General features: G+C 62.2%; 19 protein-coding genes and 3 pseudogenes. 13 read left to right on the top strand and 9 right to left on the bottom strand.

Features of this window, described 5'->3' with window-relative positions; genetic code table 11:
- Positions 1 to 71: 71 nt before the first annotated feature.
- The 10 genes from G5575_RS05310 (at position 72) to G5575_RS05265 (ending at position 10,764) form a co-directional block, all read left to right on the top strand.
- Positions 72 to 578: a ferritin-like domain-containing protein gene (locus G5575_RS05310; RefSeq protein ID WP_164533385.1), complete on the top strand. Its 507-nt coding sequence runs from the start codon at positions 72 to 74 to the stop codon at positions 576 to 578.
- Positions 579 to 831: 253 nt separating this feature from the next.
- Positions 832 to 1,785, top strand: coding sequence for a sugar-binding transcriptional regulator (locus G5575_RS05305; RefSeq protein ID WP_164533384.1), 954 nt, complete (start codon positions 832 to 834; stop codon positions 1,783 to 1,785).
- 127 nt (positions 1,786 to 1,912) lie between these two features.
- On the top strand, positions 1,913 to 3,223 hold the full coding sequence (locus G5575_RS05300) for an ABC transporter substrate-binding protein (protein ID WP_164533383.1): 1,311 nt from the start codon (positions 1,913 to 1,915) through the stop codon (positions 3,221 to 3,223).
- A gap of 216 nt (positions 3,224 to 3,439) precedes the next feature.
- Entirely contained in the window at positions 3,440 to 4,312 is an 873-nt protein-coding gene (locus tag G5575_RS05295) for a carbohydrate ABC transporter permease (protein ID WP_164533382.1), read from the top strand.
- A gap of 9 nt (positions 4,313 to 4,321) precedes the next feature.
- Positions 4,322 to 5,152 carry a carbohydrate ABC transporter permease gene (locus G5575_RS05290; protein WP_164533381.1) on the top strand — a complete coding sequence of 277 codons (831 nt, stop codon included), beginning with the start codon at positions 4,322 to 4,324 and terminating at the stop codon, positions 5,150 to 5,152.
- A 154-nt stretch (positions 5,153 to 5,306) separates the two neighbouring features.
- Positions 5,307 to 6,302 carry an ABC transporter ATP-binding protein gene (locus tag G5575_RS05285; protein ID WP_164533380.1) on the top strand — a complete coding sequence of 332 codons (996 nt, stop codon included), beginning with the start codon at positions 5,307 to 5,309 and terminating at the stop codon, positions 6,300 to 6,302.
- A 4-nt stretch (positions 6,303 to 6,306) separates the two neighbouring features.
- Positions 6,307 to 7,788 carry a mannitol dehydrogenase family protein gene (locus tag G5575_RS05280; protein WP_164533379.1) on the top strand — a complete coding sequence of 494 codons (1,482 nt, stop codon included), beginning with the start codon at positions 6,307 to 6,309 and terminating at the stop codon, positions 7,786 to 7,788.
- Between the two features lie 30 nt (positions 7,789 to 7,818).
- Positions 7,819 to 9,402, top strand: a complete 1,584-nt coding sequence (locus G5575_RS05275) for an FGGY-family carbohydrate kinase (RefSeq protein ID WP_164533378.1) — start codon at positions 7,819 to 7,821, stop codon at positions 9,400 to 9,402.
- Positions 9,403 to 9,451: 49 nt separating this feature from the next.
- A complete protein-coding gene (locus tag G5575_RS05270; protein ID WP_164533377.1) occupies positions 9,452 to 9,787 on the top strand; it encodes a hypothetical protein in 336 nt (111 codons plus the stop codon).
- Between the two features lie 17 nt (positions 9,788 to 9,804).
- Entirely contained in the window at positions 9,805 to 10,764 is a 960-nt protein-coding gene (locus G5575_RS05265; RefSeq protein WP_328765855.1) for a TIGR03885 family FMN-dependent LLM class oxidoreductase, read from the top strand.
- An 81-nt stretch (positions 10,765 to 10,845) separates the two neighbouring features.
- Here the strand turns inward: G5575_RS05265 and G5575_RS05260 are convergent, their stop codons facing one another.
- From G5575_RS05260 to G5575_RS05240, 5 genes are all read right to left on the bottom strand, one after another.
- A complete protein-coding gene (locus G5575_RS05260; RefSeq protein ID WP_164533375.1) occupies positions 10,846 to 12,534 on the bottom strand; it encodes an alpha-amylase family glycosyl hydrolase in 1,689 nt (562 codons plus the stop codon).
- A gap of 148 nt (positions 12,535 to 12,682) precedes the next feature.
- Positions 12,683 to 13,870: a zinc-dependent alcohol dehydrogenase gene (locus tag G5575_RS05255; RefSeq protein WP_164533374.1), complete on the bottom strand. Its 1,188-nt coding sequence runs from the start codon at positions 13,868 to 13,870 to the stop codon at positions 12,683 to 12,685.
- The gene (locus G5575_RS05250; protein ID WP_164533747.1) at positions 13,870 to 14,343 is read right to left on the bottom strand and encodes an SRPBCC family protein; all 474 of its coding nucleotides are present in this window, start codon (positions 14,341 to 14,343) and stop codon (positions 13,870 to 13,872) included. The genes G5575_RS05255 and G5575_RS05250 overlap by 1 nt, the downstream gene beginning before the upstream one ends.
- Before the next feature lie 78 nt (positions 14,344 to 14,421).
- The gene (locus G5575_RS05245; protein ID WP_164533373.1) at positions 14,422 to 15,216 is read right to left on the bottom strand and encodes an SDR family NAD(P)-dependent oxidoreductase; all 795 of its coding nucleotides are present in this window, start codon (positions 15,214 to 15,216) and stop codon (positions 14,422 to 14,424) included.
- A gap of 72 nt (positions 15,217 to 15,288) precedes the next feature.
- Positions 15,289 to 16,752: a glycosyltransferase family 2 protein gene (locus G5575_RS05240; RefSeq protein WP_235935603.1), complete on the bottom strand. Its 1,464-nt coding sequence runs from the start codon at positions 16,750 to 16,752 to the stop codon at positions 15,289 to 15,291.
- A 35-nt stretch (positions 16,753 to 16,787) separates the two neighbouring features.
- On the opposite strand from G5575_RS05240, the gene G5575_RS05235 reads away from it, so the two are divergent.
- A complete protein-coding gene (locus tag G5575_RS05235) occupies positions 16,788 to 17,198 on the top strand; it encodes a hypothetical protein (RefSeq protein WP_164533371.1) in 411 nt (136 codons plus the stop codon).
- Between the two features lie 161 nt (positions 17,199 to 17,359).
- Here G5575_RS05235 and G5575_RS05230 read toward each other — a convergent pair.
- The 3 genes and pseudogenes from G5575_RS05230 to G5575_RS05220 form a co-directional block, all read right to left on the bottom strand.
- Positions 17,360 to 18,360, bottom strand: a pseudogene (locus G5575_RS05230) (Hsp33 family molecular chaperone).
- Positions 18,361 to 18,491: 131 nt separating this feature from the next.
- Positions 18,492 to 19,421 carry an ornithine carbamoyltransferase gene (argF, locus tag G5575_RS05225; RefSeq protein WP_164533370.1) on the bottom strand — a complete coding sequence of 310 codons (930 nt, stop codon included), beginning with the start codon at positions 19,419 to 19,421 and terminating at the stop codon, positions 18,492 to 18,494.
- A 122-nt stretch (positions 19,422 to 19,543) separates the two neighbouring features.
- Positions 19,544 to 20,744, bottom strand: a pseudogene (locus G5575_RS05220) (acetylornithine transaminase).
- A gap of 374 nt (positions 20,745 to 21,118) precedes the next feature.
- On the opposite strand from G5575_RS05220, the pseudogene G5575_RS05215 reads away from it, so the two are divergent.
- Positions 21,119 to 21,669: pseudogene (locus G5575_RS05215) on the top strand (GcrA family cell cycle regulator).
- Positions 21,670 to 21,847: 178 nt separating this feature from the next.
- Here G5575_RS05215 and G5575_RS05210 read toward each other — a convergent pair.
- Positions 21,848 to 23,143, bottom strand: a complete 1,296-nt coding sequence (locus tag G5575_RS05210; protein WP_164533368.1) for a sensor histidine kinase — start codon at positions 23,141 to 23,143, stop codon at positions 21,848 to 21,850.
- A gap of 69 nt (positions 23,144 to 23,212) precedes the next feature.
- On the opposite strand from G5575_RS05210, the gene ppk2 reads away from it, so the two are divergent.
- A complete protein-coding gene (ppk2, locus tag G5575_RS05205) occupies positions 23,213 to 24,112 on the top strand; it encodes a polyphosphate kinase 2 (RefSeq protein WP_164533367.1) in 900 nt (299 codons plus the stop codon).
- Positions 24,113 to 24,244: the final 132 nt, after the last annotated feature.

Here is a 24,244-nt window from a genome sequence, read left to right as displayed (position 1 = left end):
GCTGCAACTGCCGCGCAGCTGAGCCGTTGGCAGGCCAATAGCGGACTGCTCCGCTTGCACAGGAGAACAGCATGACGACCACGCAGGACATCTTCGTCGACGGCCTTCGCAACGCTCACGCAATGGAAAATCAGGCGCTCTCGATCATGAAGCCGCAGCTGGGCCGCATCGAGAACTATCCCGAAGTGCGGCAGATGCTGGAGCGCCACATCGCCGAAACCGAGGTGCAGATCCAGCGGCTGGAACAGGTGCTGGACGACCTCGACGAAAACAAGTCGACGCTCAAGGACCTCGGGCTTTCGGTGGTCGGCACCATGGCCAGCCTCGGCCACACGGTGGCGCCCGACGAAATCATCAAGAACAGCTTTGCCAACTTCGCCTTCGAAAACTTTGAAATCGCGGCCTACAAATCGCTGATCGCGCTCGCCACCCAGACCAACAATCCGCGCGCTGTCGAATTGCTCGAGATGAGCCTTGATGAAGAACTGGCAATGACCGACTGGCTCGACCAGAATATCGAAGCCGTGACCCTTCAATATGCCGCCCTGCGCGAAGCGGGCGAGCAAGTCAAGCGCTAGACGCCATGGTCGAACCGCATCAGCAGGACCTTACCGGAGACAATCCATCGCAATCGCGGGCGGCGCAAACGGTCGACCGCGCCGTGCTCGGCACGACGCCGCAAACGGCACGGTTGCGAACGATCTTTTCATCGTCCTCTTCATCGTCGTCGCGGATTCGGTCTTTTACTTCCTCAACCGCGGCTGATCAGACGGCTTGCAGCCTGCCCGCGATTGGCAATACCTATTGCCTTGGGGCAGGCAGCGGATTTCGATGGCACAGCGACAGGATAACAGCGCCAACCGGCTCGACGACGCGGCCCGCGCCGGCTGGCTTTATTATGTCGGGGGCAATACCCAGGACGAGATTGCCGCCAAGATGGGCATATCGCGCCAGTCCGCACAGCGGCTGGTGTCGCTTTCCATTTCCGAGGGCCTGATCAAAGTCCGGCTCGATCATCCGATCGGGCGCTGCCTCGACCTTGCCGAGCAGATCAAGACGCGGTTCGGGCTCAGCCATTGCGAAGTGGTCCCCTCCGATCCCGGCTCGACATCGAGCACGATCGGGGTGGCCGAAGCCGGGGCCGCCGAAATCGAGCGCTGGCTCAAGCGCCCCGACCCTATCGTCATGGCGATCGGTACGGGGCGGACGCTCAAAGCGGCAATCGAGCAATTGCAGCCGATGGAGTGCCCGCACCACAAGGTCGTCTCACTCACCGGCAATATCGCGCCGGATGGCTCGGCTGCCTTTTACAACGTCATCTTCAACGTTGCCGACACGGTCAAGGCGCGATCCTTTCCCATGCCTTTGCCGGTCATTGCCTCTTCGGCGCGCGAGCGCGAGATGCTGCATGGCCAGCCCATGATCACGGCAACGCTGCACCTTGCCGCGCAGGCGCACATCACCTTTGTCGGCATCGGACACTTGGGCGCAAACGCGCCATTGCTGGTCGATGGCTTCATCACCGAGGCCGAGCATCAAGAATTGCAAAAGGCCGGCGCGGTGGGCGAAATCTGCGGTTGGGTTTTTGATGCCGAGGGGCGCTTGGTGGAAGGCCATACCAATAATCGCGTCGCCTCGGCACCAATCCCCTCGCGCGAAAACGGGCTGGTGATTGCCCTCGCCATGGGCGCCAACAAGGCCGCGGCCATTCGCGCTGCCCTGCTGCGAAGCCTCGCTAACGGCCTCATCACCGACGAGAGCACGGCCGCAACGCTACTCGCCTGACGCCGGGCATTTGCTCACATTGTAAATTTTTGCGCAGATTATCGCTTCGCGCTGCTTGACAGCTTGTCGCAGCTGATGAACATTTGCCCATGACGGGAGCAAAAATCAGCTCTCCTGGGAGGACTTCATGACTGCAAAAACCCTTTTCGCGGGTGCGCTTCTGCTTGCCCTGACCGGCACGGCCTCGGCCCAGACCCTCACCATCGCGACCGTGAACAATGGCGACATGATCCGCATGCAGGGTCTGTCGGACCAGTTCACCGAAGAAACCGGCATCGAACTCAACTGGGTCGTGCTCGAAGAAAACACGCTGCGCCAGAACGTCACCACCGACATCGCCACCAATGGCGGCCAGTATGACATCATGACCATCGGCACCTATGAAGCGCCGATCTGGGCCAAGCAGGGCTGGCTGAAGCCGCTCGATACCCTTTCCGCCGACGCCAATTACGACGTCGACGACATTCTTCCCGCCATCCGCGGCGGCCTCTCGCTCGACGGCAAGCTTTACGCCGCCCCGTTCTATGGCGAATCCAGCTTCATCATGTATCGCACCGACCTGATGGAAAAAGCCGGCCTCACCATGCCGGACGCCCCGACCTGGGAATTCATCGGCGAAGCGGCCCGCGCGATGACCGATCGCGCCAACGACATCAACGGCATCTGCCTTCGCGGCAAGGCTGGCTGGGGCGAGAACATGGCCTTCCTGACCGCCATGTCGAACTCCTTCGGCGCCCGCTGGTTCGACGAAAACTGGCAGCCGCAGTTCAACACGCCGCAGTGGAAAGAAACGCTCGACACCTACCTGTCGCTGATGGCCGATGCCGGCCCGGCCGGTGCTTCCTCCAACGGCTTCAACGAAAATCTGACCCTGTTCCAGCAGGGCAAGTGCGGCATGTGGATCGACGCCACCGTCGCTGCCTCCTTCGTCACTAACCCCAATGATTCGACGGTTGCCGACAAGGTCGGCTTTGCCCAGGCGCCCGATACCGGCCTTGGCAAGCGCGGCAACTGGCTCTGGGCCTGGTCGCTGGCCATCCCGGCCTCGTCGCAGAATGCGGAAGCCGCCGAGCAGTTCATCGGCTGGGCAACCAGCAAGGACTATCTTGCAACCGTTGCCGAAGCCGAAGGCTGGGCCAACGTTCCCCCGGGCACCCGCACTTCGCTCTACGAAAACCCGGACTACCAGGCTGCAGCGCCCTTCGCAGCGATGACCCTGGCGTCGATCGACTCCGCTGATCCGACCGCCCCGACCGTCGATCCGGTGCCCTATACCGGCGTGCAGTTCGTGGCCATTCCGGAATTTGCGGGCATCGGCACCAATGTCGGCCAGCTGTTCTCGGCAGCCCTTGCCGGCCAGATGAGCGCCGATGATGCCCTGGCGCAGGCCCAGGAAGCCACGACCCGCGACATGACCCGCGCCGGCTATATCAAGTAGGTCCCTCCCGACTGCCGCCTGGCCGATCGCCCTCACGATCGGCCGGGTGGGATTTACAATGGTGGGGTTGCCCCAAGCACCCCCACCCGGCCTCCCCTTAAGCAGGGGGAGGAGCCGATCGAGCCTGTGGCACCATCTTGCCCATGAGCGGAGCTAACTCCTCCCCCTGCTGAAGGGGGAGGTCGGGTGGGGGTTCTCTCCACGAGGGGAATATAATTGGCCACTAAGCAGACCCGCGCCCTGGCGCGCACCATGATGGCACCGGCCGTCGTCGTGCTTTTTATCTGGATGATCGTCCCGCTGGTGATGACGTTGTGGTTCTCTTTCCAGAACTACAACCTCATTAACCCGATGATGACCGGCTTTGCCGGCTGGGCCAACTACACCTATGTGATCGGCGATCCGAGCTTCACCCAGGCGCTGGTCAATACTCTGATCTTGGTCGGCGGCGTGCTCTTGATCACCATTGTGGGCGGCACGTTCCTGGCGCTCCTGCTCGACCAGCCGATCTGGGGCCAAGGGATCCTGCGCATCATCGTCATCTCGCCCTTCTTCGTCATGCCGCCGGTCGCGGCGCTGATCTGGAAGAACGGCTTCATGCATCCGGGCTACGGCATGCTCGGGCATTTGTGGAAATTCTTTGGCCTGCAGCCGGTCGACTGGTTCAACCAGTATCCGTTGTTTTCCGTGATCGTCATCGTTGCCTGGCAATGGCTGCCGTTTGCGACGCTGATCCTGCTTACGGCCTTACAGTCGCTGTCCGAAGAACAGCGCGAGGCGGCCGAAATGGACGGCGCCAACGCGGTCAACCGCTTCCGCTATATCATCCTGCCGCATATGGCGCGGGCGATCACCATCGTGATCCTGATCCAAACGATTTTTCTTCTCGGGATCTTTGCCGAAATTCGCGTCACCACCGGCGGCGGACCAGGCTATGCCTCGACCAATATCGCTTTCCTCGTCTTCCGCACCGGTATCCTGAGCAATGACATCGGCGCCGGATCGGCGGGTGGCGTCGTCGCCGTCATCATCGCCAACGTGGTCGCCATCTTCCTGATGCGCGCCGTCGGCAAGAACCTCGACGCGTAGGAGAACACCATGGCCCGCCGCGTTCCCGTTCAAACCCGCATCGGCTTTACCATCCTCGCCTGGGCGATTGCGCTTCTCTTGTTCTCGCCCATTCTCTGGACCCTGGTCACGGCCTTCAAGACCGAGGCCGAGGCCATCGCCTCGCCACCGACCTTCCTGCCGCAGACCTGGACGCTCGACAATTTCGGGGCGGTCCAGGATCGGTCGGACTATGTCAAGCACGCCACCAACTCGATCATCGTCTCGGTCGGCTCGACGCTTCTGGGCTTGCTGATCGCCATTCCGGCTGCCTGGTCGATGGCTTTTGCGCCGTCCAAGCGCACCAAGGACATCCTGATGTGGATGCTTTCCACCAAGATGATGCCGGCGGTGGGCGTGCTGATCCCGATCTACCTGATCTTCCGCGACCTGCGCCTGCTCGACACCGTGCATGGCCTCACGCTGATCATGACGCTGATCAACCTGCCGATCATCATCTGGATGCTCTACACCTACTTCAAGGAAATTCCGGTCGATATCCTCGAAGCTGCCCGTATGGATGGCGCCGAGCTCTGGAACGAAATCCGCCACGTGCTGGTGCCGATGGCCGTGCCCGGCATTGCCTCGACGCTGTTGCTCAACGTGATCCTTGCCTGGAACGAGGCGTTCTGGACCATCACGCTGACGTCGGGACGCGCCGGCACCTTAACCGCGTTCATTTCGAGCTTTTCCTCGCCGCAGGGCCTCTTTCTCGCCAAGCTTTCCGCCGCCTCGCTTCTCGCCATCGCCCCGATCCTGCTGCTCGGCTGGTTCAGCCAGAAACAGCTGGTGCGTGGCCTGACGTTTGGCGCAGTGAAATGATGGCGGCTCTATCAGCTCTTGCGCATCCCTCTCCCTTGAGGGGAGGGACCGAGGGTGGGGGTCCATCAGTGAATCACTGCGCCACCCCCACCCCACCCCTCCCCCTCAAGGGGGAGAGAGCCAGACATCAAGCTTCTTAGTGAAGGACACTGAAATGGGTTCCATCACCCTCGAACACGTCAACAAGTCCTTCGGCGAAGTTGAGATCATCCCCGATATCTCGCTCGATATCCGCGATGGCGAATTCGTGGTCTTTGTCGGCCCTTCCGGCTGCGGCAAGTCTACGTTGCTGCGGCTGATCGCAGGGCTCGAGGATACGACTTCTGGCCATATCAGGCTCGATGGCCAGGACGTTACCGATGCGCCGCCGGCCAAGCGGGGGCTGGCCATGGTGTTCCAGTCCTATGCGCTTTATCCGCATATGAGCGTGCGCGACAACATCGCCTTCCCGCTCAAGATGGCGAAGATGCCGCAAGCCGACATCGACCGCAAAGTCGAGTATGCGGCGCGCACGCTCAACCTCGGCTCCTACCTCGATCGCCGCCCGCGTGCCCTGTCCGGCGGACAGCGCCAGCGCGTCGCCATCGGCCGTGCCATCGTGCGCGAACCCAAGGCATTCCTCTTCGACGAGCCGCTGTCCAATCTCGACGCCGCGCTGCGCGTCAACATGCGGCTCGAAATCACCGAACTGCACCAGCAGCTGAAAACCACGATGATCTACGTGACCCACGACCAGGTCGAAGCCATGACCATGGCCGACCGGATCGTGGTGCTCAATGCCGGCAATGTCGAGCAGTTCGGCTCACCCCTCGAGCTCTACAAGAACCCCGCCAATCGCTTCGTCGCTGGCTTTATCGGCTCGCCGAAGATGAATTTCGTCGATGGTGCGGAAGCCGCCAAGCACGGGGTCCATTCTATCGGCGTACGACCCGAGCATTTCCGCATCTCGACCAGCGAAGGTCCGTGGAAGGGGACGGTCAATGTCGCCGAACAACTGGGCTCGGACACGTTCCTCCATGTCCAGACCGATTTTGGCCTCATGACCGTGCGCGCCGATGGCGACCAGACTTTCAAGCACGGCGACACCATTTACCTGACCCCCGACCAGACCCGCATCTACCGCTTCGATGCGGCGGGAAAAGCGATTTAGTTCTATGACCAAACTTTCCCTCTCCAGCCTCTCCTCAATCACCAGCGCCGCCACACCCTCATACGACCGCGAGACCCAATCCCCGGGCATCGTTCATTTCGGCGTCGGCAATTTTCATCGGGCGCATCAGGCGGTCTATCTCGACGCCCTGTTCAATAGCGGCGAGGGCCATGACTGGGCCATTGTCGGCGCAGGGGTGCGCGAGGCCGACGAGGCCATGCGGCAAAAGCTGATGGCGCAGGACTGGCTGACCACGGTGGTGGAGCAGGAAGCGGATGCCAGTAGCGCCCGCATCACCGGCGTCATGGTCGACTATCTCAAGCCCGGCGACAGCCAAGCGGTCATCGCCAAGCTCGCCGATCCGGCGATCCGCATCGTGTCGCTGACCATCACCGAGGGTGGCTATTATATCGACCCCGCCTCGCAACGGTTCGATCCGAACCATGCCGACATCCAATACGATGCCGCCCATTTCGACGCGCCCAAGACGGCCTTTGGCCTGATCCTGGCCGGGCTCGTTCGCCGCCGCGATGCCGGAATCGAGCCGTTTACCGTCATGTCCTGCGACAATATTCCGGGCAATGGCCATGTCACCGAAAACGCCGTGGCCGGACTTGCAGCACTGATAGATCCGGCACTGGCCGAGTGGGTCAAATCGTCGGTCGCTTTCCCCAATGGCATGGTCGATCGCATTACCCCAGCGACCTCGGATCGCGAAAAGACGCTACTGGCCGAGCAGTTCGGCATCGACGATGCCTGGCCGGTTTTCTGCGAAAACTTCAAGCAGTGGGTGCTGGAAGACAATTTTCCCGCCGGTCGGCCGGCTCTGGAAAAGGTCGGCGTCCAGTTCGTCGACGATGTCGCGCCCTACGAACACATGAAGATCCGCATCCTCAATGGCGGACATGCGACTATCGCCTATCCGGCGGGACTGCTCGACATCCACTTCGTGCACGAGGCGATGGAGCATCCGCTGGTCTCTGCCTTCCTCAAGAAGGTCGAGAGCGAAGAGATCATCCCCATCGTGCCGCCCGTGCCCGACACCGACCTCAACGACTATTTTGCGCTCTGCGAACGGCGCTTCGCCAACCCAAAGATCGGCGACACCATCCGCCGGCTTGCGCTCGATGGATCGAACCGGCAACCCAAGTTCATCGTGCCCAGCGCCCTCGACCGCGCAAATGCTAACAGTCCGCTAACAGGTCTGGCCTTGGTGGCGGCATTCTGGTGCCGATATTGCTACGGAACGACGGAATCCGGCGCCCAAATTGCACCGAATGATCCGTCCTGGGATCGGCTGACGGCTCAGGCAAAGCGGGCCAAGGACGACCCCGCGGCCTGGCTCGAAATGACCGACATCTATGGCGAACTGGCCAAAAACCCCAGCTTTGCGGAAGCCTTCAGCCAGGCGCTCACCACGATCTGGCAGATCGGCACGACGGCGACACTCGAACGCTACTTGGCAGACGCTCTCCCGCTCCGGTAAGCTCCGGCCGGAGTGAGGAGTAGGAACGGCTTGGGGCAAGACCTCCTGGTAGGCGTCGATGTCGGCACGGGCAGCGCCCGCGCAGGCGTTTTCACGCCTCAAGGCAAGCTCCTCGGTCGCAGCGAACAGCCCATTTCGATGCGCCGCTCCGACGCCAATTTTGCCGAGCATGACAGCGAGCAGATCTGGTCCGCCGTGTGCCAATCGGTCCGCGGCGCGCTGGCGGAAGCCGGTGCAAAGCCGGTCGACGTCGTCGGCATCGCCTTTGACGCTACCTGTTCCCTGGTCGTCCGCGACACTGCGGGCGCGCCGGTGACCGTTTCGCGCGATGGCGAGGATCGATGGGACACGATCGTCTGGCTCGATCACCGGGCGCTCGAAGAAGCCGACGAATGCACGCGCACCGGTCACGAGGTGCTCCATTATGCCGGCGGGGTCATGTCGCCGGAAATGGAAGTGCCCAAGCTCATGTGGCTCAAGCGCCACCTGCCGCAGAGCTGGGCGCGCGCCGGGCAGATGTTCGACCTGGCCGATTTTTTGAGCTGGAAGGCCACGGGCTCCATCGCCCGGTCGCAATCGACGCTGACCTGCAAGTGGACCTATCTCGGCCATTCTTCCGAGCCCTGGCGACATGACTTCTTGCAGGAGGTCGGCCTCGAGGACCTGCTCGACAAAGCCGCCCTGCCCCAGACCGCCAGCGCGGTCGGTGCCGATCTCGGCGCGCTGACCGACGAGGCAGCCAATGAGTTGGGCCTCACTGCAAAGTGCCGCGTCGGTGCCGGTCTCATCGACGCGCATGCCGGCGCCCTCGGCGCGCTCGGTGCTTTTACCCATGATGTCGACACCATCGACCGGCACCTAGCGCTGATCGCCGGCACATCGAGCTGCGTCATGGCGCTTTCCGCCGAGGACCGCCCGACAACCGGCGTCTGGGGTCCGTATTTTGGCGCCGTCCTGCCCGGCGTCTGGCTCAACGAGGGCGGGCAATCGGCAACCGGTGCGCTTCTTGATCACGTCATCTCCTGGCACAGCGCCGGCGGCGAGCCGACGCGCGAGCGGCATCTGGCGATCTGCCGTCGCGTCATGGAACTGCGCGAGGCCGAAGGGTTGGCGCTGGCCGATCGGCTCCATGTGCTGCCCGATTTTCACGGCAACCGCTCGCCACTCGGCGACCCCTTCGCGCTTGGCGTCATTTCCGGATTAACCCTCGATAGCGACTTCGACAGCCTCTGCCGCCTCTACTGGCGCACTTGCGTCGCCATCGCGCTGGGCGTCCGGCACATTCTGGAAACGCTCAACACGCGCGGCTATGCCATCGATACGCTTCATGTCACCGGCGGCCACACGCGCAATCCGCTGCTCATGGAGCTCTATGCCGATGCCACCAATTGTACCGTGGTGGAGCCGCTGACACCCGACGCGACGCTGCTCGGCATGGCCATGGTCGCAGCCAATGCAGCCGGGCTTTACCCCAGCCTCGACCAGGCCTGCATTGCCATGCAGCAAGGTGGCCTCTCGCGCGCGCCAAACACTTCGGCGCGCAGTGCCTTCGACCGGGACTATGCCATTTTCCTTCTCATGCTGAAGCAGCGCCAGGCGATCGACGCCCTCTAGGGAACGAAAGGCCTGCGCTCCGATTGTCCGGCCAGCAGCGAGGACAAAGATGCACACTTTCCGTCAAATCTCGATCGGCGAAAATGCCAAGAATGCCGTAACCGTCGGCATCGAGCGCAACACCAGCGGCTCGACTGTTGCGGCCGTGTGGTGGCCAGCCCATGGCGACGTGGACGGTGACGAAGCAAGCTATGACAGCGTGCCCGAGGCGCTTGCCGCGGCGAAAGCCGCGCGTGCGCTGCATGGCTTTGCCGATGTTGTGGTAACGCTCCAGAGCGATGATCTTTGGGACCCGCAATGGGGCAGGCTGGCCGGTGCCCAAGCGCTGAGCGAAGACGAAATCTTCGAACTCGCCAGCGCCACCGAGGCCATGCGAGACGCCTGACGCTTGAGGGCGCGACTGTGACCGAGATCGGCTATCATGCATCGCACGAGCAATTCGCCCCCAGCGCCCTCCTCGACTATGTGAAGCGCGCCGAGGCGGCGGGTTTCGACAGCGCCAAGTCGTCGGATCATTTCCATCCCTGGGCGTCGAGCCAGGGGCAGTCAGGCTTTGCCTGGTCCTGGCTGGGCGCTGCCATGCAGGCGACGCGGTTTTCCTATGGCATGATCTCGGCACCGGGCTATCGCTACCATCCGGCGATCCTGGCCCAGGCTGCGGCGACGATTGGTGAGATGTTTCCCAATCGGCTCTGGCTGGCGCTCGGCAGCGGCGAAGCCATCAATGAGGCGATCACCGGAGAGACCTGGCCCGACAAGCCGGAGCGCAATGCGCGGCTGCTCGAATGCGTCGAGATCACGCGCGCGCTGTTTGCCGGCGAAACCGTCACCCACCGCGGACGGGTGACGGTGATCGAGGCCAAGCTCTATTCGCTCCCCACAAGGCCGGTGCCCCTCTTCGGCGCGGCGGTGACGCCGAAGACGGCAAGCTTCGTTGCGGGCTGGGCCGATGGGCTCCTGACCACGGGCGGCGATATCGAAAGCCTCAAGGACGTGCTCGAGGCATTCCGCAGCAATGGCGGCGCGGGCAAGCCGGTGCATGTGCAGCATGCGCTGTCCTGGGCCGAGACGGAAGAGCAAGCGGTCTCGCAGGCCCTCGAACAGTGGGGACCGGTCTCGGCCGGCGGCGATCTCAACTGGAACGTGGCGCGCCCGGAAGACTTCGACACCATCGGCAAGCTTTGTACGGAAGACAGCGTGCGCAAAAGCGTCGCCGTTTCGGCCGATCTCGGGCAGCATCGCCAGTGGCTCGCCGACCTTGCGGCGCTCGATGTCAGCAGCATCCAGCTCCACAATGTCGGCCACAACCAGGAAGCGTTTATCGACGTCTTCGGCGAAAAGGTTCTACCGCAGCTGCGCTAGCTCAGCCGTTCTGCCAGACCCAGGCAACGGCGCTCCAGGCGCCGAGGCGCAGCACTTCGCCATCCTGCGAATAGTCGCCAGTTAAAAAGGCGGCGCCGTTATGGCGCAGGCAATGTCGGTCGGGTGGTCCGTAGGGTTTAGCGCCATGCTGAGCGTGCCGCTTTCGAAAATCCAGTTGACGACGACGGCGTCGCCCTGCCGGCCGCTCCGGGCACCGAGGCATTTCGAGCCCGTCAACGGCCAGACATGCTCCTTGCGCCATTGCGCGAGTTGGCGAAAGCGTGCGAGCGAGGCCTGGCTTTGCGGTTGTTCGAAATCGGACCAGTCGATCTTGGCCATGGCAAAGGTTTGAGGATCGTTGGGATCGGGCAAGCCGCCGTCTTCGACGTCCTCGTTGAAGATTTCGCGCATCTGCTTGTAGCGGTCCTCGCGTTTGATCGCGGCGGCCTTTTCCGGCAGATCGAGAAAGAAGGGAAAATGAGTGCGCAGGTGCGCCTCTTCGCCCATGAAAAAGAGCGGGATCTGCGGCGCCAGCATCACGGCGAAATGCAAGAAGTCGAGCTTTTCCGGTCCGATACGATCCGGCAGGCGGGCACTGTCGGCGCGGTTACCGATCTGATCGTGGTTCTGGACATAGGAGACGAAGGCGGCAGGCGGCAGATGACTGCCGGGCTCGTTACGGGTCGAGCCGTTGCTTTCTCCCTCGGCCTCGCCATCATGGATGAAGCCGTCGGCAAGGCCTTTTTCGAGATCGGCGATCGGGTCCTTGGAGGGATCGTCATAGCCGCCCTTGTCTTCGCCGGTGACGAGGTAGTTAAGGACGTGGTGGATGTCGTCGTCCCACTGCGCGGTATAGGTTTTGGGGGTGCCGTCATCGTCGCGCTCGAGCCAGGAGGCGCTGTTGTCCATGTTCTCGATGATGAGCTTGGCGTGCGACTTGACCGAGCGGCAGGCATCGGCGAGCCCGGTCAGAAAATCGTCGCGGCACTCGGTCTTCATTTCGTGGACGCTGTCGAAGCGGAGCCCGTCGAAGTCGAACTCGGAGAGCCACATCATGGCGTTTTCGTAGTAGAACTGCCGCACCGCTTCCTGGCGGAAGTCGATGCCCGGTCCCCAGGGCGTGTTGATGTCGGGGTCGAACCATTCGCGCGCATAGTGCTCGACGAAATTGTCGAACTCGCCGAAGTGGTTGTAGACGACGTCGAGCACGAGGCAGATGCCAAGTTCATGGGCGCGATCGACCAGGGCGCGCAGCTCCTCGCGGGTGCCATAGGCTTCGGCAGGGGCAAAGATCAGCGTGCCGTCATAGCCCCAGTTGCGCGAGCCGGGAAAGGTGTTGATCGGCATGATTTCGAGCGTGGTGTAGCCGGCATCGCGGAAATGCTCGAGCTTGTCGCCAAGGGCCTCAAAGGTGCCTTCGGGGGTCGCGGTGCCGACATGGACTTCGCAGATCAGCGCTTGGTGCCAGGGGCTGAGCGGCTGCTTGCGGCCGCTGGGTTCGATGAGCTCCGACACCACGCTCCAGCCTGATGTGCCGCCCTCCTGTTGACGCGAGGCAGGGTCAGGGAAGTCGAGATCGCCGATGCGGAACTTGTAGCGGGTGCCGGGGCCGCAGTCTTTGGCAGTGACGGTCCAGAAGCCGTGCTCGGACTTTTGCAGGTCGATCGGCGAACTTTCGGGGAAGATCAGGGAAACTGCGGGAGCGCTTGGCGCCCAAAGATTAAAGGTCGTGCCGGAGGCACCGATCAGCGGCCCGAACGTGGCAGCCATAACTTACTCCATACCAATTATCCGGCGCGTCAACGAGGCAGTTCCGTCGCCGTTCCCCATCTTATACGGTAATATTGTTGAATAGGATCAGTGCTATAGCAAACGGCCGCCCGGAGGCGGCCGCTTTTGCGATCAGGAGGAAGGGGCCTTAAGCGCCTTTGGCCATGTCGGGGCGCAGCACGACCTTGGTCCACTCGTTCTGCTTGTCGTGGAAGTTCTTGTAGCCGGTCGGCGCATCCTCCAGCGAGAGATGGTGGCTGATCAGGAAGGTCGTATCGATCTCGCCTTCCTCGATGCGGCGCAGCAGGTCCTTGATGTATTTTTGCACATGGGTCTGGCCGGTCTTGATGGTGATGCCCTTTTCCATCATGGCGCCCAACGGCCACTTGTCGAGCATGCCGCCATAAACGCCCGGCACGGAGACGCGCCCGCCCTTGCGCACGGCCAAAATAGCCTGGCGCAATGCGTGACCACGATCAGCCCCGGGCGCGATCTTTTGCTTGACCACGTCGATGACATTGTCGGGCGTAAAGCCATGCGCTTCCATGCCGACGGCGTCGATGACGGCATCGGGGCCGATGCCACCGGTCATCTCCATCAAGGCTTCGCGGACATGGGTTTCCTCGAAATTGATGATCTTGGCGCCGAACTTTTGCGCCAGTTCGAGCCGGTGCGGATGGTGATCGATGCAGATCACCTGCGCCGCACCCATCAGCACCGCCGATTGCACGGCGAACAGCCCGACCGGGCCAGCGCCCCAGACGGCGACCGTATCGCCGGGCTGAATTTCGGCATTGTCGGCCGCCATCCAGCCAGTGGGCAGAATATCGGAGAGAAACAGCACCTGGTCGTCGGTCAGGTGATCGGGAATGACGATGGGGCCGACATCGGAAAAGGGCACGCGCACATATTCGGCTTGGCCTCCAGCATAACCGCCGGTCAGGTGCGAATAGCCGAAAATGCCGCTCATGGCGTGGCCATAAAGCATTTCGGAGGCATCCTGTTTCTCGACCGGATTGGAATTGTCGCAGGCCGAGAACTGCTGGTGCTGGCAGAAAAAGCACTGCCCGCAGGAGATGGTGAAGGGCACGACGACGCGCTGCCCCTTCTTGAGGGTCGACTTGGGGCCGGTCTCAACCACTTCGCCCATGAATTCATGGCCGAGAATGTCGCCCGATTTCATGCCCGGAATGACGCCGTCATAAAGATGGAGGTCCGAGCCGCAAATGGCGGTCGACGTGATCTTGATGATGGTGTCACGGGGATTGATGATTTCGGGATCAGGATGGGTGTCGACGCGAACGTCGTTGGTGCCGTGCCAGGTCAAAGCGCGCATTATTTGTTGTCCTTCTGGTCGCGGTAATAGGAGCCGGTGGCGATTTCACCTGTCTCCATCAGCATCTTGAAACGCTTGAGTTCATGGCGGGCCTGGATATTGGGCTCGGCGGCAAAGAGCTTGGCGACGAGGCGCCCGAGATCGCCGGCTGGCGGCACATAGCCGATCTCGGCAGAGACCACGGTGCCGCGCCCTTCCGGCGCATCGGTGAAGCTGACCTTGCCCGAAGTCTCGATCTGCGATCCTTCGACCGACCGCCAGCCGATCTGCTCGCCTTCGACCACATCGACCGTTTCGGTTTCGAGCGTCACCGTTTGGCCGGCCGGCGCACGCACGGTCCAGGCCGAGCGGTTCTCGCCGGTCATCTGGATGCTTTCGATGGCTTCCATGAACTGAGGCAGGTTGGTGAAGTCGCGCCAGAAGGAAAAAAGCTCCTGGCGGGGACGGTCGATGGTGACGCTGCGGCCGACAATGGCGAGGTCGCCATCCTTGTCGTCCTTTGCGTGCGCTTGGGGGCGTCGTCGTGGTTGTGGTGCGACATTGCTTGCTCCTCAATGTTTTCCGGTACCAGGCTCAGCTAGGCCGCGATGCATTTCGGCCAGCTGTCTATCGGGCAGGAAGCGGGTCATCAGCGCCTGCAGCTTGTTGCCAAAGCCTGCCACTTCATGGGCATCGCCGCGCATCAGCGCATCGTAGCCTTGGCGGGCAACATCGGCGGCACTGTCCTTCTTGCCCTGCCCGACCTTGGTATCGAGCATGTCGGCGGTTTCGAAAAAGTCGGTCTCCGTCGGTCCCGGCATCAGCACACTGATCACCACTTCGGTATCCTTGAGCTCGTTGCGGAGCGCATAGGCGAAGCTATCGATATAGGCTTTGGTGGCGTTGTAGACGGCCTGGAAACTGCCCGGCATGAGGCCGGCGATCGAGCCTGTGATCAGCACCCTTCCGGCATCGAGCTCGCGCATGTCGCGTACGAAGCGCTGCAAGAGATAGGTCGTGCCGGTGACATTGGTGTCGATAACGCGCTGGATGTCCTCAAAATCCTGGTCGAGAAAACCTTTGCCGAGGCCGCGGCCGGCATTGGCGTAAAGCGCATCGACAGTCTGGCCGTTCTGGCGGGCCCGTTCATAGAGCTCGTCGACACCCTCTCGGGTGGAAAGGTCCGCCTGGACGACATCGACTTCGACGCCAAGGTTGCGCAGCTCTTGCGCTGCGGTATGAATCTCGGGGCCATCGGCCGCAATCAAGAGGTTCGAGCCTTCCTGTGCGGCGATACGCGCGAGCTCGAGACCGATGCCGGACGAGGCGCCGGTCACGACCGAGAATGAGGGTTTGGGTTGTTTCATAGGGCAAGCCTCCTGGAGAGGTTGCCAATCCTTCGACCCGGCATGAGTTCCGGGAGGCTTAACGCAACATCGTTACTCGGCCGCAGCAGGGCGGCGGAAACCGCCCAGTCGCCGACGCTTGCTGGCAAGGTGTGGCGTCTTGAACCAATGGAAGGGCCGGAACAAAAATTCACGCAAGGCAAGCAGCGTCGCCCAGGTGATCAGCAGCCAGTAAAGCGGCAGAAGCAGCTGTTGCGCCCAGAAGCGATTGCGGCCGATACGGGCAAGTCCCACCATGTTGACGACCATCGCCGTGCCATGGCCGAGCACCAGCACGAGCAAGCAGGCCAGCCACCAGGGGTTCCAGCTGTCGAAACTGTTGGATTGATCGAACTGCATCCAGACCAGCATTGGAAACATGCCAAGGTGAAGGATCGGCGCCAGAAGCATGGACAAGATTGTGACCTGGAACATGGCAAATCCGGCCGGGCCAAGGTCGGCGTAAAGGCGCCGCGCGCGCCGGTTGTGGACGACAAAGGTCTGCATCCAGCCCTTCATCCAGCGCGTGCGCTGCCCAAGCCAGGGTTTAAACCGAACCGGAGCCTCTTCGAGCGTGACACTGACCGACGTCGCGGTGCGCAGGTTGCGGCGTGCCAGGCGGACGCCGAGATCGGCGTCTTCGGTGACGTTATAGGCATCCCATCCGCCCAGGCGCCGAAGCGTTTCGAGCCGAAAATGGTTGGAAGTGCCGCCCAGCGGCATCACCGTACCCCAGCGCGCGAAGGCGGGCAGCAGCACGGCGAAAAGACCGGCATATTCACCGGCGAAAAGCGCCGGCAGCGGCCCCTGATCGGCATTGTCGATGCAGAGCCGCGCCTGGATGCATTCGACCTCGGGCGAGCGGCGAAACTGGGCTGCGACGCTGCGCAGCTGCTTGGGGTCGGGACGATCCTCAGCATCGTAGACGACGACGAATTCACCGCGGCAAAGGGGAGCGCAAAGCCCAAGGCCTTGGGCTTGGTGCGCGGCAGTGCATCTGGCACGACGACGAGGCTCATGCGCGCATCGCCCAAGTGCCGTTCCACGGCAGCGATGGTTTCGGGCGAGCGGCTCTCGACCACGAAGATGATTTCGAGCTTTTCGGGTGGATAGTCGAGCCGACCCAGATGCTGACTCAGCTGGTCGACCATATTGGCCTCGTCGCGCAGCGGCACCAGCACAGAATATTGGGCAAGGTCGCTGTCCTCTTCGCGCGTGAGCCTGAAGCTTGGCTGCGCCGGCACCATTAAGGCGGCAAAGCGCATTGCGGTGGGCAAGAGCATGATCACCATCCAAACGGGCAGAAGCCAGAGATTTCCCGAGAGCGGCGCAAGCATCAGCGCCAGGCTGAGAACAAGGAGGCCTGCCGCAAAGAGCCAGCGCAATGGCAGGATAAGGTCGAGCTGGGCTGCGGCATAAGGCCAGAACCGCGCCAACGTCTGGCGAGCGCCATCGATCAGCGCGGCTTCTGAGTTGGAGACGAGATAGGCGCGCAACGAGCCGGGCGGGACGAGGCATACGCGGTTGCGGATGCCATTGTCTGCCATGCGCGCTTGCCGCAGGCGCAAGATGCCGAAAAAGTCCGGCGCCGCAAAGGCGACGTCCTTGTCGATGACCTTGAGCCGGCACATGCGAACTTCGGCCAGCATTTCGATGCGCGGCGCAGCCGTATCAGACGGTGGAAGAGCAGGCACCTTGTCGAAAAAGGCAAGGTCTGCCCATTCGGCGGCCCGCCGCATGGCCTCGCCCTGGCTGATGCCGAGATAAAGACAGGCCCAGTGCAAGGGATCAGCTTCGCGTTCGAGCGCCTGATCGAGTGCGGCCCGAGCTTCCCCAGAGGTCGTGGGGTGGCCCATGATGGCCTGCATCAGCAGCGCTGCGTCACCCGACATATCGAGGCGCCAGGCAGCGGTCACATTGCGGCAGATCAGTTCCCGCAGTGGCCTGACAATACCCAACTATAGGTAAAAATACCGGGTATCGACTTTCTATATAGGTATAAAGTGCAGGTAATACATTCATTCCGGCGCGCCCCACTTGCCGATTGAATGCTTATACTGTGCAGCGCCAAGTCTTGGCTGGCAAGCTGCGGCGCCAGAGATTCTGACGCCGCCATTGCTTTAGGTTAATTCTGCGAGCCGAACTGATGTGGGTTGAAGCGGTACGCCGTGGAGCAGAATTCGCACACGACTTCGATCTCGCCGTCGACCGCCATCTCCTCACGATCCTCATCGGTAAAGGAAGTAGCGAGCATGTCCTCGATGCGCTCGGCAGAGCAGGTGCAACGCTCTTCGAGAGGCTGCGGCGGGAAAACCCGCACGCCGGTCTCGTGGAAGAGCCGGAACAGCAAGCGCTCGGGGAAAGATCGGGATCAGCCAATTCGAGATCGGCCACCGTGCCCAAGAGTGCCTTGCTCTCAGACCAGCCGTCGGCTTCGACGAAGTCTGGGTCGGCGGTTTCCGGATTGTCGTAATTGCCGTCACCCGGCAGATCCGCCATCACCGAAATGCCGTTAGCCGGCAAGTGCTGGATCAGCATGCCACCAGCGCGCCAACGTGGACGATGGTCGCCGCGCGTGGTCATCTGCGCCACGGCCAGCCGTACCTGGGTCGGAATCTGCTCGGACTGCATGAAATAGGTATGCGCCACTTGTTCCAGCGAATTGCCTTCCAGTGCGACGATGCCCTGATAGCGTTCGGTATGGGATCCCTGGTCGATGGTCATGGCCAGATGCCCCTTGCCGAGCAGCTCGGCAGGGCTGGTCTTGCCCTGTTCGGAGGCCTTGAGCAGCGCGTCATGGTCATAGCGGGCATAGCCGCGCATGCCATCGGGCGCGTCGAAGTCGACAACGATCAGGTTCACCGGCCCGTCGGTCTGGGTCTGGAGAATGAAACGGCCTTCGAACTTGAGCGACGAGCCGATCAGCGCCGACAGCACCACGGCTTCGCCGAGGAGGCGCGCCACCGGCAGCGGGTAATCGTGCCGGCTGAGGATGGTATCGAGGGCCTCGCCCAGCCGGACGACGCGGCCGCGGGTGTCGAGCTTGTCGAGGGTGAAGGGCACGACGGCGTCGTCGCCCGATTCCGGACGGTCGAGGCCCAGGGAGGACAGGAGGTTCTCGGTCATATTGGTTTCCGGAGTCATGGTCGGTCTTTCGCAAGGCTAAGCCTTCGCGCGCCGACATCCAACCCATACGCACAAGCCGCCTCCGGAGATCTTCGCCTCGGCAAAGACCGCTCCGGCGGCGGCGCATGCAATCAGTTCGCGTCTACACCAAAGGCCCAGCACAGAATGGCTTTTTGGGCATGGAGGCGGTTTTCGGCCTCGTCGAACACTACCGACTGGGGACCGTCGATCACTTCGTCGGTCACCTCATCGCCGCGATGGGCGGGCAGGCAGTGCATGAACAAGGCGTCTTTGTTCGCCAAGGCCATTAGAGTGGTGTTGACCTGATAGGGTTTCAAGACCCGGCGGCGCTCGGCGGCATCGACGTCGCCCATAGACACCCAGGTGTCGGTGATGACGAGGTCGACACCCTCGACGGCCTCGCGCGGATCCTCGATCAGCCTGACCGCCGAACCGGCGCGGCGGATGTCGTCCATCAGGTCCTTTTCGGGGCTATATTCTTCGGGCGTCGCGATGGTCAGCTCGCATTCAAAGAGCTCGGCCGCGTTGACCCAGGAATGGAGCACGTTGTTGCTGTCGCCAACCCAGGCGATCTTGGCGCCCTTTATGGGGCCTCGGTGTTCCTCGAAGGTCAAGAGATCGGCCATGATCTGGCAGGGATGCGCCCGGCGGGTGAGGCCGTTGATCACCGGCACGGTAGCGCCTGCCGCCAGTTCCAGCAGATCCTGGTGCGACAGGATGCGGATCATGATGGCATCGACATAACGGCTCATCACCTTGGCCGTATCTTCCAGCGTTTCCTCGCGCGAAAGCTGCATGTCCTGACCGGACAGCATGATGGTTTGCCCGCCCAGCTGGCGCATGGCGACATCGAAGCTGACGCGGGTGCGGGTAGACTGGCGCTCGAAGATCATGGCCAGCACCTTGTCGTTGAGGAGCTGGGGGCGGTCGCCATCCTTGAGGCGCGCCTTGAGCGCGCTTGCCTGGTTCAGCATGCCGCGCAGTTCGGCCTGGGTGAAATCGTCGATCGAAAGAAAATGCCTTGGGGTGCCGGTCGTCATGGGCCGGGTTCCTTTGTAACGCTGTGCGTGAGGAGGGCTGAACCGTCACCATGCATGATGACGGCTAACAATTGATGTCAGAAGCCTCGGCGGCGCCCAAAGTGGTAGAAGGTCAAGAACATTCAGGAGCCCGTCGCCGGCGCGGCGTTGACGGCGTCGATCGCGTCGAAGGCGGCGCCGATCTTGGTCATGGCCTCTTCGATATCGGCTTCGGTGACGATCAGCGGCGGCAGGAGGCGCAGGACGTTTTCGCCGGCGCCAATGGTGAGGAGCTGATGATCGTCGCGCAGGCGGGTGACCATGTCGCGCACCGGGGTCGCGATCTTAATGCCGGCAAGAAGGCCTTTGCCGCGCAGTTCGAGCACGTGGTCGGGGTACTTTTGCGCCAGCTGCTGGAGGTGCCAGGCGAGGCGCTGGCCCATCGTATTGACCTGGTCGAGGAAGCCGGGCGCAAGGATGCGATCGAGCACGGCATTGCCGATCGCGGTCGCCAGCGGATTGCCGCCATAGGTCGAGCCATGGGTGCCCGGCACCATGGAGGCCGCAACATCGCCCTTGGCAAGGCAGGCGCCCAGCGGGAAGCCGCCGCCGATGGCCTTGGCAACCGCGACGATATCCGGGGTGATGCCGCTCCATTCATGGGCAAAAAAGCGCCCGGTGCGGCCAAAACCGCACTGCACTTCGTCAAGAATAAGCAGCATGCCGTGCTCGTCGCAAAGGGCGCGCAGGCCCTGCATGAACTCGGCGCTCATGGCGGTGACGCCGCCTTCGCCTTGAACGGGCTCGATCAGGATAGCGCAGGTCTGCGGGGTGATCAGCGCGCGAACGGCATCGAGGTCACCGGGCTTGGTGTGCTTGAAGCCGGGCGCCGCTGGGCCGAAGCCTTCGAGGTAATCGGGATTGCCGCCAGCCGCGATCGTGCCGAGCGTGCGGCCATGGAAAGCGCCGGTGAAGGCGATGATGTCGCTGCGATCCGTTTCGCCCTTGGCCCAGAAATAATGGCGCGCCGTCTTGATGGCGCATTCGAGCGCTTCGGCGCCGGAGTTGGTAAAGAACACGGCATCGGCAAAGGTCGCATCGACCAGTCGCTGGCCAAGCCGTTCCTGCTCGGGAATGGTGAAGGTATTTGCCGTGTGCCAGACCTTTTCCGCCGCGGCCTTGAGGGCACTGACCAGATGCGGATCGCCATGCCCAAGGGCGTTGACGGCGACGCCGGCGTGGAAGTCGAGAAATTCTCGGCCGTGCTGGTCATACAGGCGCATACCCTCGCCCCGCTCGAAAGGCGAGATCGGACCGGGCATAAGTGCCGTAGAGCGCAGACATGGCAAAATCCTCTTTAAACAGGCGATTGATCGGGAGCGTGGCAAAGACGCCACAAAAAGCAAAAACGCGCCGGTTCGGCAGCGCGTTTGGCCACGAGAATTAGGCGAAAATCGCGAGCTAAGTCAATCCGATCCGGGCAAGTCCCTGAAATGACTCATGGTTTGTTAAGGCAAAATTAACCAAGGAATAAACGGGGAAAATCACCCCGACTCTTGATCCCGATTCCAGCGATGTCGTAATCTCCTCCTCGTTGGGGACACGATATCTCGTGTGGCGGACCCGCTCAACATACGAGCAGTAGAGTTGCAGGCTGACAGCCACTTGTCGGCACAATGAAGGATTCTGTTTTGACGATGGTTTCAGGAACACAATCGCTGGGTTGGACTGACGAGCGCGTCGAACTTTTGAAAAAGCTCTGGATGGAAGGGCTGAGCGCCAGCCAGATCGCCAGCGAACTGGGTGACGGCGTGACTCGCAATGCGGCGTGATCGGCAAGGTGCATCGCCTCAAGCTTTCCGCCCGTGCCAAGCCGACCAACACGGCGCCGCGCAGCCGGCCGGCGCCACGTCCGGCACCGCGCCGCGTCGCCAGCCCGGTTTCCTCCGGCATCCCGTCGCATTTGAGCCAGAAGCCGCGTCCGGCGCAGACCATGTCGCGCCCGCAGGTGATGGGCGCCACCGCCCTCGCCATGACGCCGGAACTGCAGACCGAAGTTTATGTTGCGCCGCAGACGGCAGAGCTCTTCATCCCCGAAGACAAGCGCCTGAGCCTGCTGCAGCTCAACGAGCAGACCTGCAAGTGGCCGATCGGCGATCCGTTGACCAAGGACTTTTATTTCTGCGGCGGCCACGCCCAGGAATCCGGTCCCTATTGCGAGTTCCACTCGCGCAAGGCCTATCACCAGCTGGACAAAAAGCGCCGCTGAGGCGGGGTTTTATGGAATGAGCAAAAGGGCGCTTCGGGCGCCCTTTTTGTTTTGCTGATATACTCACCCCACGATGTCATCCCCGCGAAGGCGGGGATCCATCCTGAGATTTCAGGATGGGCCCCGGATCAAGCCCGGGGTGACAGCCGGTGGCTATGAAGAGTTACGATGCCAATAGCTAAGGCAGCAGCACATCCACCCGCAGCCCTTCGCCGGGGCGCGAGCGGATGGACATTTGACCGCGATGGCGCTGGACGATGTGCTTGACGATGGCGAGGCCAAGGCCCGTGCCCTTCTTCTTGCGGCTGGCTTCGGCGTCTATGCGGTAGAAGCGCTCGGTCATGCGCGGCACGTGTTCGGGCTCGACGCCGGGCCCATGATCGACGACGCTCACCTGATAGCGCAGGCCCGGCCGGTCGACCTCGCTCAGCGTTACTTCCACGCTTTTGCCGGTGGCACCGTATTTGATGGCGTTGTCGACGAGGTTTTCGAAGACTTCGTAGAGCTGGCCACGATCGCCGGTCACCAGAACAGGTCCGGTGGGCAGGGTGAGCACCACGTCGAGCTCGGCCGCCTTGGCCTGGGTCTGCAACCCCTCGCGCACTTCGCGCAGAAGGCCAGCCAGGTCCACCGAGCCGGTCGGGCGCACATGCTGGTGCATTTCGATGCGCGATAGGCTCAGGAGATCGTCGATGAGGCGGCTCATGCGGTCGGCCTGATTGCGCATGATGCCCAAGAATTTTTCGCGCGCCGCGGCATCCTTGGCGGCAGGCCCGAGCAGGGTATCAATGAAGCCGATCAGCGAGGCCAGGGGCGTACGCAGCTCATGGCTGGCATTGGCGACGAAGTCGGTGCGCAGCGCATCCATGCGCCTGAGTTCGGTGAGGCCCTGAACCGTCACCAAGAGGCGGCGATGGTCTTCGGCTTCCCAATCGGTCCTGGGGCAATGAAGCGGCGACACCGTCACCTTGTCCCAGGTCTCGGCCGGCACGGTTTCATGGAGCTCGAAGGTGCGCAGCTCGCCGGTGCGCAGCGAGGCTTCGATGGCGCTCACCAGTTCCGGATTGCGCAGCACCAGCGTCATTACCTTGCCTTCGACAAGACCAGGATATTGGCGCGTTGCGGCCTGGTTGCGATGCAGCACGGCACCGCGCCGGTCCAGAACGAGTGCAGGCTCCGCGAGTGCCTCTACGAAGGCTTCGGTTTCGAAGGTGTCGGCGGCAGGCGCGGGCAACTCAACCGTTTCCGTGACCGTTACGACCGGCAAGGGCAGCATGGCCAGAAAGCCGACCATCACAAGGATACCGAGGATGGCGATATCGGGCCGCAAGGCGCCGAAAAGGACAAAGCCGATGACCACGCCGGCAAGGGCCGCAAGCAGCGGACCATAGCCGATCAGCCGGGTCAAAAGGGCAGGCAGGGCGCCAAGCGGCTGGGCCGGAGGAATATCGTCCATGTCGTCCGGTCGGTTCATTGCTGTAGGGGCACCGCTTGCACGGCAAACCGCTTCATAGCACCCTCATTGTGACAACGGAGAGACAGTGTGACCGACCCCTATGATGGCTTCGACATAAACGATCCCGACCTGCCCAAGGCCATCAAGAAAGCGGCCTTCACTTCGGGCGGTTTTCCTTATGACGAAAAGCTCGACAATGACGAGTATGACACGCAGATGTATGCGCTGCAAAAGCAGCTCGTGCTGCATCAGGCGCATATGGCCAAGGCGGGCACGCGGACCATCATCCTGTTCGAGGGCCGGGACGCCGCCGGCAAGGGCGGCACGATCGAGCGGTTTTTGGAAAACCTCAACCGGCGTTATAATTTCTCCGTCGCCCTCGCCAAGCCGACCGAGCGCGAACAAATGCAATGGTATTTCCAGCGCTATATCGACTGGCTGCCCTCCGGCGGGGAAATGGTGCTGTTCGACCGCTCCTGGTACAATCGCGCCGTGGTCGAGCCGGTAATGGGCTTTTGCACGCCGGAGCAAACCGAGCTCTTCCTCGAAGAAGCGCCCGAGTTTGAGAAACGCCTCACCCGCGACGGCATAAAGCTCTTCAAGTTCTGGCTCTCGATCGGCCGCGAAATGCAGATCAAGCGCTTCCACGACCGCCGCCATGACCCGCTGAAAGGCTGGAAGCTCTCACCGGTCGACATCAAGGCATTGGGCAAGTGGGACGAGTATTCGCAAGCGCGCGACCGCATGTTCCGGCTGACCGATACCCAACACGCGCCCTGGACGGTTATTCGCGCCAACGACAAGAACCGGCTGCGTTTGAACGCCATTCGCGTGGTGCTGCATGCGCTTGATTATGAGGGCAAGGATTTAGGGGAAATCGGCAAGATCGATCCCAAGATCGTCATGACGGGGAAGGAATTTTTGGGGGTTAAGGGGAGTAGCGGCTTGCCCGCGACCCAGGGAGACACCCCTTCCGAGCGCCGCTAGGCTCCTACGTCGCCAAGATCTGCTTGCCCTCCCCTCTGAGGGGGAAGGTGGGCATCGCGAGTGTTGCAGCTACTTTTCAAGCGCACCGGCTTTACCCTCCCCCTCAGAGGGGAGGGGACCGTAGCTTAGCCG

It is taken from the genome of Devosia aurantiaca (assembly GCF_011058215.1).
In the GTDB taxonomy this organism is placed as follows: Bacteria; Pseudomonadota; Alphaproteobacteria; order Rhizobiales; family Devosiaceae; genus Devosia; species Devosia aurantiaca.
Note: the sequence above shows the minus strand (reverse complement) of the source record. Positions and strands in the feature narration are given on the sequence as shown.

Bases quoted from the DNA above. Each gene is read 5' to 3' on its own strand.
- G5575_RS05290 (WP_164533381.1), top strand. From the start codon at position 4,322: ATGGCCCGCCGCGTTCCCGTTCAAACCCGCATCGGCTTTACCATCCTC.
- G5575_RS05310 (WP_164533385.1), top strand. From the start codon at position 72: ATGACGACCACGCAGGACATCTTCGTCGACGGCCTTCGCAACGCTCAC.
- G5575_RS05255 (WP_164533374.1), bottom strand. From the start codon at position 13,870: ATGCGCGCTTTGACCTGGCACGGCACCAACGACGTTCGCGTCGACACC.
- G5575_RS05260 (WP_164533375.1), bottom strand. From the start codon at position 12,534: ATGGCTGCCACGTTCGGGCCGCTGATCGGTGCCTCCGGCACGACCTTT.
- argF (WP_164533370.1), bottom strand. From the start codon at position 19,421: ATGACGACCGGCACCCCAAGGCATTTTCTTTCGATCGACGATTTCACC.
- G5575_RS05305 (WP_164533384.1), top strand. From the start codon at position 832: ATGGCACAGCGACAGGATAACAGCGCCAACCGGCTCGACGACGCGGCC.
- G5575_RS05285 (WP_164533380.1), top strand. From the start codon at position 5,307: ATGGGTTCCATCACCCTCGAACACGTCAACAAGTCCTTCGGCGAAGTT.
- G5575_RS05245 (WP_164533373.1), bottom strand. From the start codon at position 15,216: ATGAAACAACCCAAACCCTCATTCTCGGTCGTGACCGGCGCCTCGTCC.
- G5575_RS05300 (WP_164533383.1), top strand. From the start codon at position 1,913: ATGACTGCAAAAACCCTTTTCGCGGGTGCGCTTCTGCTTGCCCTGACC.
- G5575_RS05270 (WP_164533377.1), top strand. From the start codon at position 9,452: ATGCACACTTTCCGTCAAATCTCGATCGGCGAAAATGCCAAGAATGCC.
- G5575_RS05240 (WP_235935603.1), bottom strand. From the start codon at position 16,752: ATGCCTCGTCCCGCCCGGCTCGTTGCGCGCCTATCTCGTCTCCAACTC.
- G5575_RS05280 (WP_164533379.1), top strand. From the start codon at position 6,307: ATGACCAAACTTTCCCTCTCCAGCCTCTCCTCAATCACCAGCGCCGCC.
- G5575_RS05210 (WP_164533368.1), bottom strand. From the start codon at position 23,143: ATGAACCGACCGGACGACATGGACGATATTCCTCCGGCCCAGCCGCTT.